This window comes from Flammeovirga kamogawensis (genome assembly GCF_018736065.1).
In the GTDB taxonomy this organism is placed as follows: domain Bacteria; phylum Bacteroidota; class Bacteroidia; order Cytophagales; family Flammeovirgaceae; genus Flammeovirga; species Flammeovirga kamogawensis.
This window is the reverse complement of sequence record NZ_CP076128.1, coordinates 2,803,963-2,821,202: the sequence shown is the minus strand read 5'-3', so window position 1 is coordinate 2,821,202 and position 17,240 is coordinate 2,803,963. Positions and strand designations below refer to the sequence as shown.

At 31.8% G+C, this 17,240-nt stretch carries 18 protein-coding genes; 9 read left to right on the top strand and 9 right to left on the bottom strand.

What is annotated here, in order from left to right; all coding sequences use genetic code 11:
- Nucleotides 1-47: 47 nt before the first annotated feature.
- Nucleotides 48-926 carry a mechanosensitive ion channel family protein gene (locus KM029_RS11290; RefSeq protein ID WP_144073381.1) on the top strand — a complete coding sequence of 293 codons (879 nt, stop codon included), beginning with the start codon at nt 48-50 and terminating at the stop codon, nt 924-926.
- On the opposite strand, the gene KM029_RS11285 is transcribed toward KM029_RS11290, so the two are convergent.
- The 4 genes from KM029_RS11285 to uvrA all read right to left on the bottom strand — a co-directional run bounded on the left by KM029_RS11285 (nt 927) and on the right by uvrA (nt 5,849).
- Nucleotides 927-1,610: a spondin domain-containing protein gene (locus KM029_RS11285; protein WP_144073380.1), complete on the bottom strand. Its 684-nt coding sequence runs from the start codon at nt 1,608-1,610 to the stop codon at nt 927-929.
- Nucleotides 1,611-1,700: 90 nt separating this feature from the next.
- A complete protein-coding gene (locus tag KM029_RS11280; protein ID WP_144073379.1) occupies nt 1,701-2,438 on the bottom strand; it encodes a segregation and condensation protein A in 738 nt (245 codons plus the stop codon).
- A 7-nt stretch (nt 2,439-2,445) separates the two neighbouring features.
- Complete coding sequence (cobC, locus tag KM029_RS11275) at nt 2,446-3,012, bottom strand: alpha-ribazole phosphatase family protein (RefSeq protein WP_144073378.1); 567 nt, start codon at nt 3,010-3,012, stop codon at nt 2,446-2,448.
- A gap of 14 nt (nt 3,013-3,026) precedes the next feature.
- A complete protein-coding gene (gene uvrA, locus KM029_RS11270) occupies nt 3,027-5,849 on the bottom strand; it encodes an excinuclease ABC subunit UvrA (RefSeq protein ID WP_144073377.1) in 2,823 nt (940 codons plus the stop codon).
- A 266-nt stretch (nt 5,850-6,115) separates the two neighbouring features.
- Here uvrA and KM029_RS11265 point away from each other — a divergent pair, with 266 nt between their 5' ends.
- The gene (locus KM029_RS11265) at nt 6,116-6,868 is read left to right on the top strand and encodes a lysophospholipid acyltransferase family protein (protein ID WP_144073376.1); all 753 of its coding nucleotides are present in this window, start codon (nt 6,116-6,118) and stop codon (nt 6,866-6,868) included.
- A gap of 87 nt (nt 6,869-6,955) precedes the next feature.
- Complete coding sequence (gatC, locus tag KM029_RS11260) at nt 6,956-7,243, top strand: Asp-tRNA(Asn)/Glu-tRNA(Gln) amidotransferase subunit GatC (RefSeq protein WP_144073375.1); 288 nt, start codon at nt 6,956-6,958, stop codon at nt 7,241-7,243.
- 60 nt (nt 7,244-7,303) lie between these two features.
- Here the strand turns inward: gatC and KM029_RS11255 are convergent, their stop codons facing one another.
- Nucleotides 7,304-7,795: a hypothetical protein gene (locus KM029_RS11255; protein ID WP_144073374.1), complete on the bottom strand. Its 492-nt coding sequence runs from the start codon at nt 7,793-7,795 to the stop codon at nt 7,304-7,306.
- A gap of 172 nt (nt 7,796-7,967) precedes the next feature.
- A complete protein-coding gene (locus KM029_RS11250) occupies nt 7,968-9,161 on the bottom strand; it encodes a murein hydrolase activator EnvC family protein (protein WP_144073373.1) in 1,194 nt (397 codons plus the stop codon).
- A 171-nt stretch (nt 9,162-9,332) separates the two neighbouring features.
- On the opposite strand from KM029_RS11250, the gene KM029_RS11245 reads away from it, so the two are divergent.
- Together KM029_RS11245 and KM029_RS11240 are read left to right on the top strand one after the other, a co-directional pair.
- Nucleotides 9,333-10,274: a GNAT family N-acetyltransferase gene (locus KM029_RS11245; RefSeq protein ID WP_144073372.1), complete on the top strand. Its 942-nt coding sequence runs from the start codon at nt 9,333-9,335 to the stop codon at nt 10,272-10,274.
- Between the two features lie 69 nt (nt 10,275-10,343).
- Nucleotides 10,344-10,853: a DUF2480 family protein gene (locus KM029_RS11240; RefSeq protein ID WP_144073371.1), complete on the top strand. Its 510-nt coding sequence runs from the start codon at nt 10,344-10,346 to the stop codon at nt 10,851-10,853.
- Nucleotides 10,854-10,917: 64 nt separating this feature from the next.
- On the opposite strand, the gene KM029_RS11235 is transcribed toward KM029_RS11240, so the two are convergent.
- From KM029_RS11235 to lpdA, 3 genes are all read right to left on the bottom strand, one after another.
- Complete coding sequence (locus tag KM029_RS11235) at nt 10,918-12,363, bottom strand: hypothetical protein (RefSeq protein WP_144073370.1); 1,446 nt, start codon at nt 12,361-12,363, stop codon at nt 10,918-10,920.
- Nucleotides 12,364-12,462: 99 nt separating this feature from the next.
- The gene (locus KM029_RS11230; protein WP_144073369.1) at nt 12,463-12,894 is read right to left on the bottom strand and encodes a hypothetical protein; all 432 of its coding nucleotides are present in this window, start codon (nt 12,892-12,894) and stop codon (nt 12,463-12,465) included.
- Nucleotides 12,895-13,122: 228 nt separating this feature from the next.
- Nucleotides 13,123-14,526: a dihydrolipoyl dehydrogenase gene (gene lpdA, locus KM029_RS11225; RefSeq protein WP_144073368.1), complete on the bottom strand. Its 1,404-nt coding sequence runs from the start codon at nt 14,524-14,526 to the stop codon at nt 13,123-13,125.
- Nucleotides 14,527-14,700: 174 nt separating this feature from the next.
- On the opposite strand from lpdA, the gene KM029_RS11220 reads away from it, so the two are divergent.
- The 4 genes from KM029_RS11220 (at nt 14,701) to KM029_RS11205 (ending at nt 17,183) form a co-directional block, all read left to right on the top strand.
- A complete protein-coding gene (locus tag KM029_RS11220) occupies nt 14,701-14,976 on the top strand; it encodes a hypothetical protein (RefSeq protein WP_144073367.1) in 276 nt (91 codons plus the stop codon).
- A gap of 164 nt (nt 14,977-15,140) precedes the next feature.
- Nucleotides 15,141-15,773, top strand: coding sequence for a deoxynucleoside kinase (locus tag KM029_RS11215; RefSeq protein WP_144073366.1), 633 nt, complete (start codon nt 15,141-15,143; stop codon nt 15,771-15,773).
- 28 nt (nt 15,774-15,801) lie between these two features.
- On the top strand, nt 15,802-16,425 hold the full coding sequence (locus tag KM029_RS11210; RefSeq protein ID WP_144073365.1) for a deoxynucleoside kinase: 624 nt from the start codon (nt 15,802-15,804) through the stop codon (nt 16,423-16,425).
- Between the two features lie 143 nt (nt 16,426-16,568).
- On the top strand, nt 16,569-17,183 hold the full coding sequence (locus KM029_RS11205) for a deoxynucleoside kinase (protein WP_144073364.1): 615 nt from the start codon (nt 16,569-16,571) through the stop codon (nt 17,181-17,183).
- Nucleotides 17,184-17,240 lie beyond the last annotated feature (57 nt).

Genomic DNA, 17,240 nt, shown 5'->3' with positions numbered 1-17,240 from the left:
TTTTGTTATTTTAGATGTATCCTCTCTTATAATATATTTAATAACCCATGGAAGAATTAACTAATAATAGTTTTATTGACACTGTCATAAGAATTTTTACATATCAATTTCATATTGGAGAAAAAGTATTTACACCACTTTCTATTCTTGGCTTGTTCTTGATGTTTATATCTGTTTTTGTTTTTGCAAAAAAAATGAGAGACTTTTTGGTAAACAGTATTTTACCAAAATATGGTTTAGATGAATCTGTTAGTTATAATATCGGAACTATTTTTAGATACTCATTTATAGTTATCGGTAGTACTATTGTATTTCAGTCTTCAGGCTTAGACCTGAGTTCTTTACAGGTATTGATAGGTGCTTTAGGTGTTGGAATTGGTTTTGGTTTACAAACAATTGCAGATAATTTTATTTCAGGTATTATCATTTTATTTGATCAACCGATAAAAGTAGGAGATATGATTGAAGTAGATGAGGTTAGTGGTAAAGTAGTAGAGATTTCAGCAAGATCATCTACCATACTCACAAATGATAATATCACTATTATTGTTCCTAATTCTCAATTTATTTCGAATAAAGTAATCAATTGGAGTCATAACGAAAAGTTAGTGAGACTTAAAATTCCTATTGGTGTATCTTATAACGAAGACCCAAAAGAAGTAAGGAGAATTACTCTTGACGTAGTTAACCATATTGATGGTATTTTAGGAAGTCCAGCACCAGATTTAATCTTTACAGAATGGGGAGATAATTCTATAAATTTCACTTTAAATATTTGGACTGTAAAATATTATTCTCGTCCTGGCACTTTAAAAAGTATGATTTTGTACGAGTTATTTGAACGCTTTAATAAAGAAGGTATATCGATCCCATTCCCACAAAGAGACCTTAATATGGGAACAGGATGGGATATGCTAAAGCCTTAATTATTGTTTTTCGAACGTAAATGTAGCAACAGGAGATGTGACTTCGGTACCATTTCCTAGAGGTGCATTAGTAATTACTGAAATTACGTTTGTTGGTGTAGTAGGAGAATTAGGAGATTTAAATGTAGAACCACTATCTGTTCCTGCATCATAATGAACAGGAGTAACATCAAGTCTTTCTATCCATTCATTATCCTTTAATAAGTTGACTCCTTCAACCGCTACATACCAATCAGGACTAGGAGCAATCATAGAGACAAGGCTAACGAATGGGTAATCCTTTTCTACTGTGATTGTAAATTGAATAGAAGAATTTCCAGAAGAAAGACCACCTTCACTAATTAGATGATTAGCAAGATTGTTATCTATCATTCCTTTAATCTCATCAATTAGAGGGTCTTTACCTCCCGTTTCTGCCATTACTTTGATTCCTTCAGATGCTAAATCTCCATTTTCAAAGAGAGATGAATTCTCGATATGATTCATACCTATCACCCCAGAAAAATGACTATTTTCTGGATAATCAATGGGATGGCTTGCACTTGTCCATTCTCCATTAAACGTAACAAGATATGTTATGTTATCATTAGGTGGAGTAGTAAGAGTGGGCTCATCGTTAGTAGAACAAGATATTAGGTTTATCAGGAAAGTAGCTAATAGAAAAGATAAAGTAGATTTATTCATAATGTAAAATAGCTAGTGAGAAATCTTTAAGATATTGTAAATATAGCTAGAGTACTTTTATTAAAATGTGAAGTGGATCACAGATGGGATTTATTCTGAAATTCTTTTAATATCAAAATTATTAAAACCTTCATGAACTACTATTGTAATTCTATTTTGTGATAAAAGTTCGAGTACTGCTAGAAAGTTAAAAACAACAGAAACGTTATTAAAATCGGTCATAATTAATTCCATAAAACTAAATTCTTCTTTAGATTTTAAAGTTTCAATAATATGATCTTGTCTATCTTCTTGAGAATATGGATAAGGAATTACTTGATGTCTTGGAGCATTATTTCTATCGTCAACCTTTTTCATGGCAGATTGATAAAACTTTAAGAGCTTAAATAAGTCAATATTTTGAAGCTCAGTTTCTACACCAATATTTTCTTCAATAGTAGCAATTTCTGTTGATAAGTTTCCTCTTTTCTCTCGGTCTAACATATCTGCTTCCCACTCTTCTAGAGTATTTAAAACAGATTTATATTTCATGTATTCTAAGAGGTGTTTAACAAGTTCATCACGAGGATCAATATCATTACCTTCTTCATCTTTTTCAACACGGGGCAGAAGCATTTTAGCTTTAATCCTCATTAATGTAGATGCAACAACAATAAAATCACTAGCAAGTTCAATATTCAATCTTTCCATATCAGACATATACTCCATAAAATCGTTTGTGATTTTATAAATAGGAATATCATGTATGTCCAATTCATCTCTTTGGATAAAAAATAAAAGAAGGTCAAAAGGACCTTCAAAAATAGGTAGATTGATCTCGAAACTCATTTTAATTTTAGATATGAATTTTCACTAAACCTTCTTCGGTCATTGTTAACTTTATAACTTTCCCAAAATCAAATTGGAAACGAAATATATTTTTTAAGGGCATTTCTAAAAAATGAGATAGTATAATCCTCATAACTACACCATGAGTTACTATTGCTATTTGATCTCCCTCTTTATATTCAATTCTATCTTGCCAAAAAGAACGAACTCTTGTTTGTACATCCATTAAAGATTCCCCATTTGGTGCAGGTTTATGATCAAAGACTTTGACCCATTCTTTAATATTATTTCTAAGTTCAGAAAACTTATTCATTTCCCAATCACCATAAAATATTTCTTTTAACCTGGAGTCTGGTAATTTTAGATCACCTGTTAATGATAGTGCTAATTTCTCGCAACGTAAAAGGGGACTGTAGTAGATAGTATTAAATACAGTATTATTTGTTCTTTTTTTTATAGCATTGACTTCTTCTTGAAAGCTTTCAACAATGTCTAAGTCAGTTTGTCCATATAAAATTTTACTTGCATCAACATCAGGGGTAGTATGTCGAACAAGGTAGATTGTCATACTCATGTAAGAAGTTATTTTTATAAAGTCATTGCAGCTTTTAAATAATGTGCTGTATATCCTTTTCCATTTTTAATTAATTCTTCTGGAGTACCTTCAAAAACAATTGTACCGCCATCTTTACCTCCTTCAGGTCCAATATCAATTACCCAATCTGCCGTTTTTATAACTTCTACGTTATGCTCGATGATTACTGCTGAATGACCTTTTTCAACTAAAGCATTAATTGCTTTCATTAATTTGTCAATATCATGAAAATGAAGTCCAGTTGTAGGTTCATCAAAGATAAATAATACACGCTCAGATTCTTTTAGAGTACCTTTGGCTAGGAAGGATGCAAGCTTAACCCTTTGTGCCTCACCTCCGCTCAATGTATTAGATGATTGCCCTAGGCGAACATAACCTAAACCTACATCAAGAAGCGGTTGTAAGCGTTGAATAATTTTCTTTTGATCTGCAAAGAAACTCACGGCTTCATCTACACTTAAGTCTAGAATATCTGCAATACTTTTCTCTTTATATTTAACCTCAAGAATTTCATTTTTAAAGCGCTTTCCTTTGCAACTTTCACATGGAAGAAAAATATCTGCCATGAATTGCATCTCTATTTTAGAAGTTCCTTCACCTTGACAGGCTTCACAACGACCTCCATCAACATTAAAAGAAAAGAATGCAGGTTTGTACCCTCTATGAACTGAAAGTTCGTTTTTAGAGAATAATTCTCTTACAGCATCATATGCTTTAACATAAGTAACAGGGTTTGATCTAGATGATTTACCGATTGGGTTTTGATCTACAAATTCTACTTTTGTGATTGCTTTTATAGCACCATCGATACGGTCAATTTTAGGCTTTTCATCTGTATGATGTCCTAAAGCTCTTGTAATAGCAGGAGTTAGACAACGTTTGATTAGTGTAGATTTTCCAGAACCTGAAACACCCGTTACACAAGAAACAATACCTAAAGGAAATTTCACATTCAGGTTTTTAAGATTGTTTTCCCTTGCTCCAATTACTTCAATATATTCAGTCCATTTTCTGCGGACTTCTGGAGTAGGAATACTTGATTTACCACTTAAATATCTAGTTGTATGTGATATTTCAGGGTGATCTATAGCATCTTGTAATGTACCTTGAAAACGAAGTTCACCGCCATAACTACCAGCATCGGGTCCAATGTCGATAATTTCATCGGCAGCTTTCATTACTTCTTCTTCATGCTCTACTACAATTACAGTATTGCCTAACCTTTTTAGTTCTAATAATACAGCAATTAGATTTTGAGTATCTCTAGGATGTAATCCGATACTTGGTTCATCTAAGATATACATAGAACCAACAAGTGCACTACCAAGTGATGTTGCCAACTTAATACGTTGATATTCTCCTCCTGATAAGGTACTTGTTAATCTATTTAATGTCAGGTATCCTAAACCGACTTTATTCATATATTGAAGTCGGTTTTTGATTTCAGCTAATAATCTATCTGCAATTTCATGATCGTGCTTATTAAGTGTAATTTGATTAAAATATTCACTAGCTTCTGCAATAGGCATTAACACAACATCAATAATAGACTTATCGTTGATTTTTACATAAGCTGCATCTTTTCTTAGCCTAGAACCATGACATTCAGGACAAACAGTTCTTCCTCTGTAACGAGAAAGCATTACTCTATATTGAATTTTATGGGTTTTTGATTCTAGGTGTTTAAAGAAGGCATTAATTCCTTTAAATTTCCCTAAACCATTCCATAATATATTTTTTTCTTCTTCTGATAGATCTTGATATGATCTGAAAATTGGGAAACCAGTTTCATGCGATGCATCTAAAAGTGGTTTTATCCATTTTTTCATAGTTTCTGTTCTCCATGGAGCAATAGCATCATCTAAAACAGAAAGTGACTTATCTGGAATGACTAGATCAGCGTCTATTCCTAAAACTTTACCAAATCCTTCGCAACGTTTACAAGCGCCATAAGGATTGTTAAAGCTAAATAAATTGACACTTGGCTCTTCAAATAGAATACCGTCAGCCTCAAATTTATCAGAAAATAAATGAGAGATAGGCTCTTTCCCTTTTTGAACTATTTGAATACGACATTCTCCACGGCCTTCAAATAATGCAGTTTGAACAGAATCTGCTATTCTAAATTGATTTTCTTCATCACCTTTTTTAACAGCATTTCGATCTATTAGCATCTCAAGATCTTCTAAGGCAAATTTTTCACCTTTTTCAATATTTTCAAGAAGCTCTTCAATAAATAAAGTTTCACCTTTTGCTATTACTCGGGTAAACCCTTGTTGTAAAAGTAATTTCAGAACTACATCTAAAGTTCGTCCTTCTTGTAATGCAAGAGGGCAAGAAACAATAAAGCGAGTTCCTTCATCAAAATCATGAATATAATTTACAATATCCGTTACATTAGATTTACTAACTTCTTTACCAGATACAGGAGAATATGTTTTGCCAATTCTAGCATAGAGAAGTTTTAGATAATCATAAATCTCTGTAGTTGTTCCTACTGTTGATCTTGGGTTTTTTGTTGAAACTTTCTGTTCTACAGCAATGGCAGGGCAAATACCTCTAATATATTCCACCTCTGGTTTTTCCATTCGACCAAGAAATTGACGTGCATATGAACTCAAACTTTCAACATACATTCGTTGCCCTTCGGCAAATAAAGTATCAAAGGCTAAAGAGGATTTACCAGAACCTGAAACACCTGTTATAACAACAAAACTATTTCTTGGTATGGATACATCAACATTTTTTAAATTGTTGACACGGGCACCTTTAACGATAATGTATTCTTTGGGGTTGAGTTGGTCTACTGAGCGCATATAAACGGTCTAATGTGAACTACAAAAACAGATTATAAAATTAGCAATTCACTCGCATTAATTGTCATGTAATTGATAAAATTTAGATAAGTATGCGTTAAAATCATGAAGTTGTACTATGATACAGAAAATAAATATCATCTTCATGGTACAATTTTTATTGTTCTTACTTATCAATTTGAATTGAGCAATGCTTAACTTTGTATCTAATTTTAATAAAAATAAGGATACTTAGAAGTCAGGCATCCTTTAAAAATAGATTATAAATGACTTTTATTCTTAGACTTTACTTGGTGTATGGAGTGAGTGTTTTTTCACTTGGATTAATACTTCTCTACCCTTTGTACATCGTAATAATATTATCGCCAAATAAGCGTTTGCTAAAGTTTTCCTATTATTTAAATAAAGTATGGTCAACTTTAACTTACATTTTAATTTTTATACCTGTTCGTAAAGAATATAGATCTGAGTTAACTAAAGGTCAGTCTTATGTGTTTTTGGCAAATCACTCTTCATTTTTAGATATTCCTGCTGTTCAGGTTTTAGTAAACCAACTAGTAATATTTTTAGGTAAAGAAAGCTTAACAAGAATACCTTTGTTCGGTTGGATGTTTAAAAATATCCATATATGTGTAGATAGAGGAAACGCTGTGAAGACAGAGAAAATGTTTAGACAGTCTATTGATACATTAAATAATGGTTTTTCTATTGGTGTATTTCCCGAAGGAACTCAAAATAGAAAACCTCCTGTATTACAAAGGTTTAAAGATGGAGCTTTCATTATAGCAATTAGAGCACAAAAGCCAGTTGTTCCTGTCACTTTAGTAACTAATTGGAAAATATGGCCTGCTTTAGGGCCCACTTTACATTGGCATCCTTTAACTCTAATTCAGCATGAACCTATTTCTACTGAAGGTATGACTTTGGATGATGTGAAAATGTTAAAAGAGAAAGTGAAAAATATAATTGAAGGAGAATTAATAAGTCAGTTAGGAAAAGCATATACTAAAAAGCAATAATCTCTTAGTATCTTGAGTCTATGTTGCGATTTTTTTAAATTATTCCCTTACTTTGTGTGAGTAGTGTAATTAAAAGCTGCATATTTTATGATTATTGATAAGGAGAGCATAGAGAAAATTGCTCATTTATCTCGCTTAGAGCTAGATGAAACGAGTGAAGAAAAAATGCTGAAAAGCATGAATGAAATTGTGGAATGGGTTGCCAAACTAGAAGAAGTAGATACTGAAGGAGTAGCACCACTTACACATATGACTGATGAACAAAGTGTATGGCGTGAGGATATTGCCAAACATACATTAAGTCATGAAGATGGATTGAAAAATGCTCCAAAACATGATAAAGACTTTTTTAAAGTCCCGAAGGTTTTGGATTAATGAATACAAAAAAGCCCAATGAATAATTAATTCATTGGGCTTTTTTTTACTATCAACTAATTATAAATTATTGATTAATGGTAATTCTTGTGTCATGCTTAAATCAATTACTGTATTTAATTGACTCATGATTTGAGAAAAACGAGCAGCTGTTTGCGTAGAAACTACTTTTTTCATCTGCTTATAATATTTTTGATTTAATGTAATTTCTTGCTTATTTAATTTGAAAGCAATACTCATTAATTCATCTGTTCTTTTTGCATCAAGAGTTTCAAAACTTTCAGCATATTCTTTTAATAACGCATATTGCTCATTAAGAATTTTGCTTTGATCGTATTCATACTTATCATAAACAGGCCAAAATTTTTCAGCTTCAGCTTCAGACAAATTCATATTTTCCTTTAAAACACCTCTTTTTTCTGCTTTAATAAGAGTTTTAATAGTTTCAAAATCCATATTTTGACCTTGAACTTGAGTTGATAAAGAAGGAGATTGTGCGTAAAGACTGAAGCTTGCAAATAATGCAACTATCGTGATAATAATTTTTTTCATATTTTTTTATTGATTGTGTTCAAATTTGAACGTGAATTTTTTTGAAGAGTTCACTACTGGGTCTTAAAAAAAACTAATTTCCGTATAATTATCATTAAAAAGAAGCTGAATCGATTTTTTATAAACATTCGTTTACAGATTTTCTTCTAAAGTTCTTAGATACAACGAGTTTTTATTTTAAAGTTAACCACTGTTCTGGATCTAATTTTTCTCCATTCATATTCCATATTTGAAACTGAATCTCGAAGAATCCATCAATATTTTTTCCTGCTTTACCAATAACTTTATTTTTAGAAATGACATCTCCAACATTTACTTTTACTGTTTCTAATTTAGAATAAACTGTAAAATAATCGCCATGTCTTAACATTACTACATTTTGTAAGTTAGGTACTTTTGTTACCGCAGTCACAACACCATCAAATACACTTTTTACTTCAGCATTTTCATAAACTCTTAAATCAATACCGTGGTTTTCTATTGTCACTCCACTGAGTACTGGGTGTGGACGAACACCAAAATGATTAGCAATAACAGCGTCTTTAACAGGCCAAATTAATTTCCCTCTTGTTTCTGAAAAGCTAACAGATATATTTTTGCTGTTTATTTCAGGCTTTTTATTTGAACTAGGTTCTTTTATTTCATTAAAGTCATCGTTCTTATTCTTCTTAACACTTGATGTTAAAGCAAGCATTTGACGTTGTAATTCAATAAGTGCTTTACGTTCTAATTTTAGTTTTTGAGCTAGTTCTACTTCTTTTTTTCTTAGATCAGTTACAACTTGTTCTTGCCTATTTTCTAATTTTTGAAGAGCTTTTAACTGTGTGTTTTCTTCAACTAGTAATGCTGACTCTTCTTTATTTCTTGCTTCTAATTCAATTTTTTTACTAGCTAGCAATTCTTGAGACCTCTCAATTTCTAAAATTTGTTTCTTACGAACGTCCTTATAATGTTCAAGATAATTAGCTCTGCGAACAAACTGGCTAAAATTATCACTAGAAAAAACATAAGCTAGTTGTTGAAGGTCACCACCTGTTTTATAAACTGCATAAACCAATTCAGCATATTCTTCTTTAAGAATGCTAATTTTTAATTGTAAAGAATCTATACTATTACTTGCTGCAATAGCCTCTGATTGAGCCTTCTTAATTCGGGTTTTTATTTGGCCTAAAAAATGTGCTCTACCTTCAATTTGTGCTTCAATATCGTTAAGCTCACTTAGAGAGGTTTCTTTTTTATCTTTAGTACTTTCTAGAATAGCTTCTGTTTTAGCAACCTGTTCTTTTGCTTTCTGAATTTCTTCTTGTGAAAAGACATTTGTACTAATAATAGTTATCCAAATAAGTAATATAATTCTCTTACTCATTATATATATTATAGATTTTCTTTTTAAAGGTACGGATAGAAATAAAAGACAATACTTAATATTTATATTTAAAACGCTTTTTTCAAATGAATCCGTACTTTTGGCTTACTATATTCATAAAATTAATGATATAGCTAAATAATTTTGATACTTCGAATAAGAAATTAACAATTGGGGAAAGAATTTATCATAAAACGTTATACTGATGACGATAAAGAGCGTTGGAATAATTTTAACGAAAGATGTGTTCAACAACATTTTTTCTTTAATCGGAATTATATGGATTATCATAAAGATAGATTTTCTGATTTCAGTTTAATTATTGAAGATGTAAATAAAAATATATTGGCTCTTTTTCCTGCTAACAGGGCAGGAAATACAATTTATTCACATCAAGGATTAACTTTTGGAGGTTTACTTTATTTACCTCGAACATTTGTACAAAAGATAATTGATATTCTTTCAGCAATAGAAGCGTTTTATAGTTCTTTCCAGATCGAAAAAATTATATATAAAGCTATTCCGCATATTTATAAATTAGAACAGGCTGAAGAAGACTTGTATGCTTTGTTTAAAAATGGATGGAAATTAAGAAGAAGAGATTTTAGTTCATTAATTGTTTCTAGTAAAAAGTGGGTACCAGACCGTTCAAGAATTAAAAACAATAAAATTGCTATAAACAATAGGATTGAGGTTAAGTACTCTACAGATTTATTTAGCTTTTGGTGTTTACTTTCCTCCAATTTAGAATCAAGGCATGGAGTCAAGCCTACACATTCATTAGGAGAAATTAAATTGTTAGTTGATCTATTTCCAGATAATATTAAATTAATAGGAGCTTTCATAGGTGATGAAATGTTGGCCGGTGCTGTTATTTTTTTTACAGATGAGGTATTGAAAATACAATACTCTGTTAACTCCGTAAGAGGGCGGGAGGTAAAAGCATTAGATGCACTTTTTATTGAACTAATTAAACTTAATCAGAAAATATTTTTAGATTTTGGACACTCATGTGAAGAAGAGGGGAACCTACTTAATGAAGGTTTAGCAAGGTTTAAATATAATTTTAATGCAGAAGGTCTTGTCTTTGACACCTATGAAAAATCTCTTTAGTTTATTAATCTTTAATTTCGAAAATTTTAAATTCTTGGAGATAAGCAGATTACTTCTCAACTTTGTATTATGGACGAAATAGTTAATAAAGTAGCACAGAGTGCTTTAATTTCTTTTGATCTAGAAGATTTAAAAAGAACTGAAGAACGAGTGCTTTTAGATATAAAAGATCAACTCTTTCAGGGGTTGGTACTTAGAGAAAAAGATTTTAGAGGCTTTATCAAAGAACATGATTGGAAACGATATCAAAATGTACATGTAGCCATTACTTGTTCAGTTGATGCAATTGTACCAACATGGGCATATATGCTTATAACCACTCGTTTAGAGAAATATGCAACCACAATAGTTTTTGGCAACTTAGAAAGATTAGAACAAAAACTATTTGAAAATTCTATTCGAGAATTAGAAGTTGATCGATTTAAAGATAAGCCTGTAGTAATTAAGGGTTGTAGTGAAGATGTTCCTGTATCTGCTTATGTTGACATTACTGAGCGCTTGAGGCCTGTTGTAAAGTCGATTATGTATGGAGAACCTTGTAGCACAGTGCCTATCTATAAGCAACCACGTAAAAAATAAAAAAATGGCTAACCTCTAAAAAGAATAAAGGTTAGCCATTTTTTATATCGAATACCTGATAAAATCAGATTCTTAATTGTAATTGCATAACAAAAAGCCCTGCATTATCTGTTACTTTTAATTCTTGCTTATCATTTTCCATGTAAATAGGACGTAATGAATATGCTGCAGTTAATTTTACGTTCTGACCTATTATAGCCCAGTTTACTCCATAATCACTTTGGAAAGAAGCTTCATCTAACCCTTCTAAATTTTTATAAGTAAAGGCAACGAATGGCTGAATCTTTTTTTCTGAATCGTATATAGTTTGAGGTAATGTATAACCTATTTCTGTATGAAAAATACTTCCTGTACCATGTGAAAATTGAGCAAAACCAGCTCCTTGTGGAGGTGTTGTACTGTTAGGATCACTAGCAGCAAACCCGCCTAAAACATGCGAAGTTCTTAAATAATCATCACCATATTGATAGTTATAATAAACAGCATAAGCTGTTAAACCTCCTTTACTATGACCTAATGGAGTACTTAGGAAAACATCTGCAGCAAACTTTGTAATATTATTTGTTTCCATTACAAAATCTCCGTTTATATCTTCTTTATAAGTTCCAGTTCCTCCAGGTTGATATTGAAAACCAGCACCAATATTGAAAACTCTTTTTTGTCCGAAGTAATTCATTTGACTTGCTCCAGAAACAGATTGAGACTCTATGTCCCAAAATTGCCAGAATAAATACCCATTATAATTATAATTGGTTTGTTTTAAAAGATGCGTGTCACCAACTTCAATTTGTCCATTATTTGCAAAAGATTCCATTTCAGCTTCATTCATTGGTTTACCACCATAGCCAACTGTTCCAGCATCTGCACTAATAATTGGTTTATTGATTGAAAACTGATACCCTAACTTTTTTAAAGTTACACCTCTTACAAAAACACCCATCTGTCTTACAATTGCATCTGTTCTATTAACCTCAGGGAAGTTAAAGCCGGGGTTATCCAGAATAAGGTAATTATTAGAACCAACTCTTGATAAACGAGAAAGCCCTTGCCAAAAGTGAATACCACCACCAACGTAACTTTTATCTGCAATTTTCATCTGTCCTTGGAAGTCGTGTACGTACACGTTGTCATAAATAGATGAATATGTACCATCACTTGTAGCACCAAAGTGAGCAAATAATAGATATTTACCTTCAATATTAGCATAGAACATTGTTCTAATTCTACGCATAGCAAAATCACTGAAGTTATTGATAGGCTCTTGTGATAGCTTATCAATAGTTCCTGGGTTAGTTTCTCCCGCTCTCCACCACGTTTGAATACCAATTATTGTTTTAAAATAAGATGTTTTTTCTTTATTAAGATCTAAACGAAGACCACGCTTAAAAACATCAACACTTTTTTCGTATGATGTTTTCTCTTGTTTAATTTCAGTCTCTTGTTCTTCTTGTGCAAAAATTGATAATGAGATAAGAGTTAAAATTAATACAGATAATAATTTTTTATTCATGTAATGATAGAGTTCAATAATAATGTTCTGCAAAGATATTGTAGATACATTTCATAAAAAAGGTGAAGAATCTCTATCTATTGATATATTAACATGATTTCAATCATAAAATTCCTTTAACTCTTGTTCTACACGAGCCATTTTATGTTCAACTATTTTTCGGGTATGATGGTCTATCCAATGTTCTTTATTGATCACATTTGTGTTTATACTTTCATAAGAAATATATGGAATTCCAAGAGCTTCAAATTCAATTTGAAGATGATCTTCAATAATCACAAAATTGGTATGTATATCATTACTTAATTGATATACCTCAATAAGTTCATTTTTAATACTATCTCTTATTTTGTTTCTAAACTTAGCGATCTCAAATTTTTCTCTTTCTCTTTGTTCAATTATTTCAATATCAGGAATCGTATATTCAGAAAAAGAATTCCAATATTTTTCGAAATTAACATCAATTACATTTTGAGAAAAGCCAGAAAATGAAAGGAAAGTAAAAGCAATTAAGGTAATAAAATGTTTCATGATTGGTAATAGTTTGGGTTTACTCTACACCATCATAAACTAAATTACAGTACTTAAGTTCAAGAAAATTATTTTTTATATGTAATAAATAGAAGCGTAAAAGAGTTTTTCGTTTTGTATGTATTAAGCATTCTTCTTTTAGCTAAATTTAAATGAGCATTTTATATAAAAAAAGCCTTTACGCACCAATTGCGTAAAGGCTAATCTATATGTTACAATTATTATTGCTTACAAGTGAATACACTCGTCATATGCTAAGGCTGCAGCCTCCATTACCGCTTCAGATAATGTTGGGTGAGGGTGAACAGCTGTAATAATTTCGTGACCAGTTACTTCTAATTTACGACCAACAACTGCTTCAGCAATCATTTCTGTAACATTAGAACCAATCATATGACATCCTAACCATTCGCCATATTTAGCATCAAAGATAACTTTAACAAAGCCTTCTTTATGACCAGCGGCACTTGCTTTACCTGATGCAGAGAATGGGAATTTACCAACTTTAATTTCGTAACCTGCTTCTTTAGCTTGTTCTTCAGTATAACCTACAGAAGCAATCTCTGGTGATGCATAAGTACAACCAGGGATGTTATTGTAGTTCATTGGCTCAGGAGACATACCTGACATTTTTTCAACACAAATAATACCTTCATGAGATGCTACGTGTGCTAAAGCAGGTCCTTTAACAATATCACCAATTGCATATACAGAAGGAATATTAGTTTGATAGTAATCGTTGATTAGAACTTTACCTTTGTCATGTGCAACACCAACTTCTTCAAGACCAATGCCTTCTAAGTTAGTTTCAACACCTACAGCAGAAAGAACAACATCACATTCGATTACAGTTTCTTTTCCTTTTTTATTGTCAGTAATTTTAACAACACAGCCTTCACCTTCTGTTTCCACAGTTTGAACAGCAGCATTTGTCATTACTTTAATACCTTGTTTTTTGAAGTTACGCTCAAGCTCTTTAGAAACGTCAGCATCTTCGTTAGGTACGATACGTGGTAAGTATTCAACTACAGTTACTTCTGTACCAATAGAGTTATAGAAGTATGCGAATTCTACACCAATTGCACCAGAACCCATTACAACCATTTTCTTAGGTTGGTTCTCAAGAGTCATTGCTTGACGGTAGCCAATTACTTTTTTACCATCAATTTTGATATGAGGAAGTTCTTTTGCTCTACCACCAGTAGCTAAGATGATTTTATCAGCATCGTAAACAGTAGCATTACCTTCAGCATCAGTTACTTCAACTTGCTTAGGACCTACTAATTTACCAAAACCTAAAAGTTTCTCAATCTTGTTCTTTTTGATTAAGAACTCAACACCTTTACTCATTCCTGCAGCTACACCACGGCTTCTTTGAACCATTGCAGAAAAATCTGCTTCTGCGCCTTCTACATTAATACCAAAGTCTTTTGCATGGTTGATATATTGAAATACTTGACCACTTTTTAAAAGAGCTTTTGTAGGGATACATCCCCAGTTAAGACAGATACCACCGACTTCAGCTTTTTCTACAACCGCTACTTTCATTCCTAGTTGAGAAGCACGGATTGCTGCTACGTAACCACCTGGGCCGCTACCGATGACAATCAGATCAAATTTTGTTGCTGACATAATTGATTTACTTATTAATATAATTTTTCGTTTTCTGTTTCGTGTGGCAATTTCGTAAAAATTCCCATGCAAAAATACACCTTAGTGAACAAAATAAAAATGATGAACCAAATCACTTTAATATTCCGTACTTTTGTATAAAGAAATAAGTTTAAAAAATAAATAATAAAGAAGATGAAAAGAGCACCATTTTTCAAGCTTCTCCAGTATCGCACATTTAATTTTACCACTAGACACTACGATGCTGAAAAAGAAGAAAGAGACGCAAGAATAAAAGCACTAAGAGAAAAATATACCGACCAAGGGAATAAAGAGAAAAGTGCAGAAGGATTAGAAAGAAGTATCTCATTTTCAAAAGAAAGAGCCAGGAGAACAGAGCGTAAACCTATCTTAATTAGAGCTGCTATATTAGTAGGTATATTTGCATTGCTTTATATGTTTTTTAAATAGCAATTATTTGAAAATCAATTGTTAGTAATTGTTCAGTCTGTTGTTAACAGTCTTTCTATTATTAATGAGTGGAATCCTTTTTTAAATACTATATATTTGCACCACTTGATTGATGGGCTTGTGCTGTCAATCTTTATTACTTCATACTTCAGAGTTTATAATTCATGTATATAGCAATAGCCGGAAACATAGGATGTGGAAAAACCACTTTAACCCAACTGCTTTCAGACCGTTTTGGTTGGAGAGCATTGTTTGAAAGTACAACTAATAATCCTTACCTAGAGGATTTTTACGAAGACATGGAAAAATGGGCTTTTCACTTGCAAACCTATTTCTTAAATCACCGTTTTGAACAAATTCAGGAAGCAACAGTAGATAATCCGGTTATTCAAGACAGAAGTCTTTACGAAGGAACTTATGTTTTTACAGAGAACTTAAGACGCTCTGGGTTAATTAATCAACGTGATTTCGAAAACTATACAGCTTTATCGAAATTATATGAAAATAAAGCAAATGCTCCTCATTTATTAATTTATTTAAGAGCAGATGTTGAAAAGCTTCATAAAAATATTCAAAAAAGAGGTCGTGATTACGAACAATCTATCCCTTCAGAATACCTTTCTAACTTAAATGAATTGTACGAAGAGTGGATTGGTAATTATGATAAAGGTGGTTTATTAGTTGTAGATGTAAATGATGTGGATTTTGTAAATAACCCACATGATTTTGAAAGAATAGCATCTGCAATCGAATCAGCAATGCGTATCAGAAAGTCGCCAATGGGCTCAATGATCTAATTACTCAATTGAATAAAATATTTTAATTATGTACATAGCAATCGCCGGAAATATAGGCAGTGGCAAAACAACATTAACAGGTAAGTTAGCAGAGCATTTTGGTTGGGAACCTAGATACGAAAGTGCAGATGATAACCCATACTTAGAAGATTTTTATGAGGATATGTCCCGTTGGGCATTCCCTTTACAAGTATATTTCTTAAATAGCAGATTCCGTCAGGTAATGGAAGTATCTAAAAATGATGCTCCAATTATCCAAGATCGCTCTATTTATGAAGACGCTCATATATTTGCTCGTCAGTTAAATAATGACGGACACTTGACTGATAGAGATCAAGAATGCTTTAATAAAGTATTTAATTCTGTAACAGATCATGCACCTGCACCAGATTTATTAATTTATTTACGTACATCTGTTCCTCAATTAATAGATCACATTCGTAAACGTGGGCGTGAATATGAACAAAGTATATCTAGAGCTTACCTTACAGGATTAAATGAATTTTACGAAGAGTGGATTTCTAATTATGATCAAGGTAAACTATTAGTAATTGATATGGAAGATCTAGACTTTGTTGAGAACAAAGCTGATTTTGATCAAATTATTGGAAGTATTGATGCTGAATTGCAAGCAGCAAAAGCTCGTGTATAATTCTTAATAGAATTAACGATTTCTAGATAGTGTATGTTATTCAATTAGTATACACTATTTATATGCTCTTTTTTAAATTAGTAGCATAAACCTCTTTTATTATCAATCAAAAAAAAGAACACTTTTAGGTGTTGCCATACAATATGCAGTACGTTGCTATCGCAGGAAATATAGGATCGGGTAAAACGACTTTAACAAAAATGCTTTCAGAACATTTTGGATGGATAGCAGAATATGAAAGTACGGCCGACAATCCTTACTTAGAAGATTTTTATACGGATATGAGAAGATGGGCTTTCCATACTCAAGTTCGTTTTTTAGATAATAGTTTTCAGCAAGCTGTAGAAATTAGATCTAGTAAAACCCCAATTGTACAAGATCGTTCTTTTGATGAAAACGCATATATTTTTGCAAGAAACCTACATACTTCCGGTCAGATGGATGATAGGGATTTTGAGTCGTATTGGAAGCTTTTTACAACAATGTCCTCCCAATTGCCAAAACCCGATTTATTAATCTACCTTGATACGGATTATGATCGTTTAAACTCACAGATATTAAAACGAGGAAGAAGTTACGAACAATCTATACCAGAAGAGTATTTAAGAAATTTGAATACTTTATATAATGAATGGATAGATACTTACGAAGGACCTCTTCTAAGAGTAAAAATGTCGGAACATGATTTTGTAGAACAATCAGAAGATTTTTATAAAATTGTAAATGATATTGATAAAGCTCTAGCGTTAGTAAAATAAATATCTAAAAATATAGTTTAAGTGGCCTCATCATCTATTAAAAGGTGTTGAGGCCAC

Bases quoted from the DNA above. Each gene is read 5' to 3' on its own strand.
- KM029_RS11290 (WP_144073381.1), top strand. From the start codon at position 48: ATGGAAGAATTAACTAATAATAGTTTTATTGACACTGTCATAAGAATT.
- KM029_RS11285 (WP_144073380.1), bottom strand. From the start codon at position 1,610: ATGAATAAATCTACTTTATCTTTTCTATTAGCTACTTTCCTGATAAAC.
- KM029_RS11280 (WP_144073379.1), bottom strand. From the start codon at position 2,438: ATGAGTTTCGAGATCAATCTACCTATTTTTGAAGGTCCTTTTGACCTT.
- cobC (WP_144073378.1), bottom strand. From the start codon at position 3,012: ATGAGTATGACAATCTACCTTGTTCGACATACTACCCCTGATGTTGAT.
- uvrA (WP_144073377.1), bottom strand. From the start codon at position 5,849: ATGCGCTCAGTAGACCAACTCAACCCCAAAGAATACATTATCGTTAAA.
- KM029_RS11265 (WP_144073376.1), top strand. From the start codon at position 6,116: ATGACTTTTATTCTTAGACTTTACTTGGTGTATGGAGTGAGTGTTTTT.
- gatC (WP_144073375.1), top strand. From the start codon at position 6,956: ATGATTATTGATAAGGAGAGCATAGAGAAAATTGCTCATTTATCTCGC.
- KM029_RS11255 (WP_144073374.1), bottom strand. From the start codon at position 7,795: ATGAAAAAAATTATTATCACGATAGTTGCATTATTTGCAAGCTTCAGT.
- KM029_RS11250 (WP_144073373.1), bottom strand. From the start codon at position 9,161: ATGAGTAAGAGAATTATATTACTTATTTGGATAACTATTATTAGTACA.
- KM029_RS11240 (WP_144073371.1), top strand. From the start codon at position 10,344: ATGGACGAAATAGTTAATAAAGTAGCACAGAGTGCTTTAATTTCTTTT.
- KM029_RS11235 (WP_144073370.1), bottom strand. From the start codon at position 12,363: ATGAATAAAAAATTATTATCTGTATTAATTTTAACTCTTATCTCATTA.
- KM029_RS11230 (WP_144073369.1), bottom strand. From the start codon at position 12,894: ATGAAACATTTTATTACCTTAATTGCTTTTACTTTCCTTTCATTTTCT.
- lpdA (WP_144073368.1), bottom strand. From the start codon at position 14,526: ATGTCAGCAACAAAATTTGATCTGATTGTCATCGGTAGCGGCCCAGGT.
- KM029_RS11220 (WP_144073367.1), top strand. From the start codon at position 14,701: ATGAAAAGAGCACCATTTTTCAAGCTTCTCCAGTATCGCACATTTAAT.
- KM029_RS11215 (WP_144073366.1), top strand. From the start codon at position 15,141: ATGTATATAGCAATAGCCGGAAACATAGGATGTGGAAAAACCACTTTA.
- KM029_RS11210 (WP_144073365.1), top strand. From the start codon at position 15,802: ATGTACATAGCAATCGCCGGAAATATAGGCAGTGGCAAAACAACATTA.
- KM029_RS11205 (WP_144073364.1), top strand. From the start codon at position 16,569: ATGCAGTACGTTGCTATCGCAGGAAATATAGGATCGGGTAAAACGACT.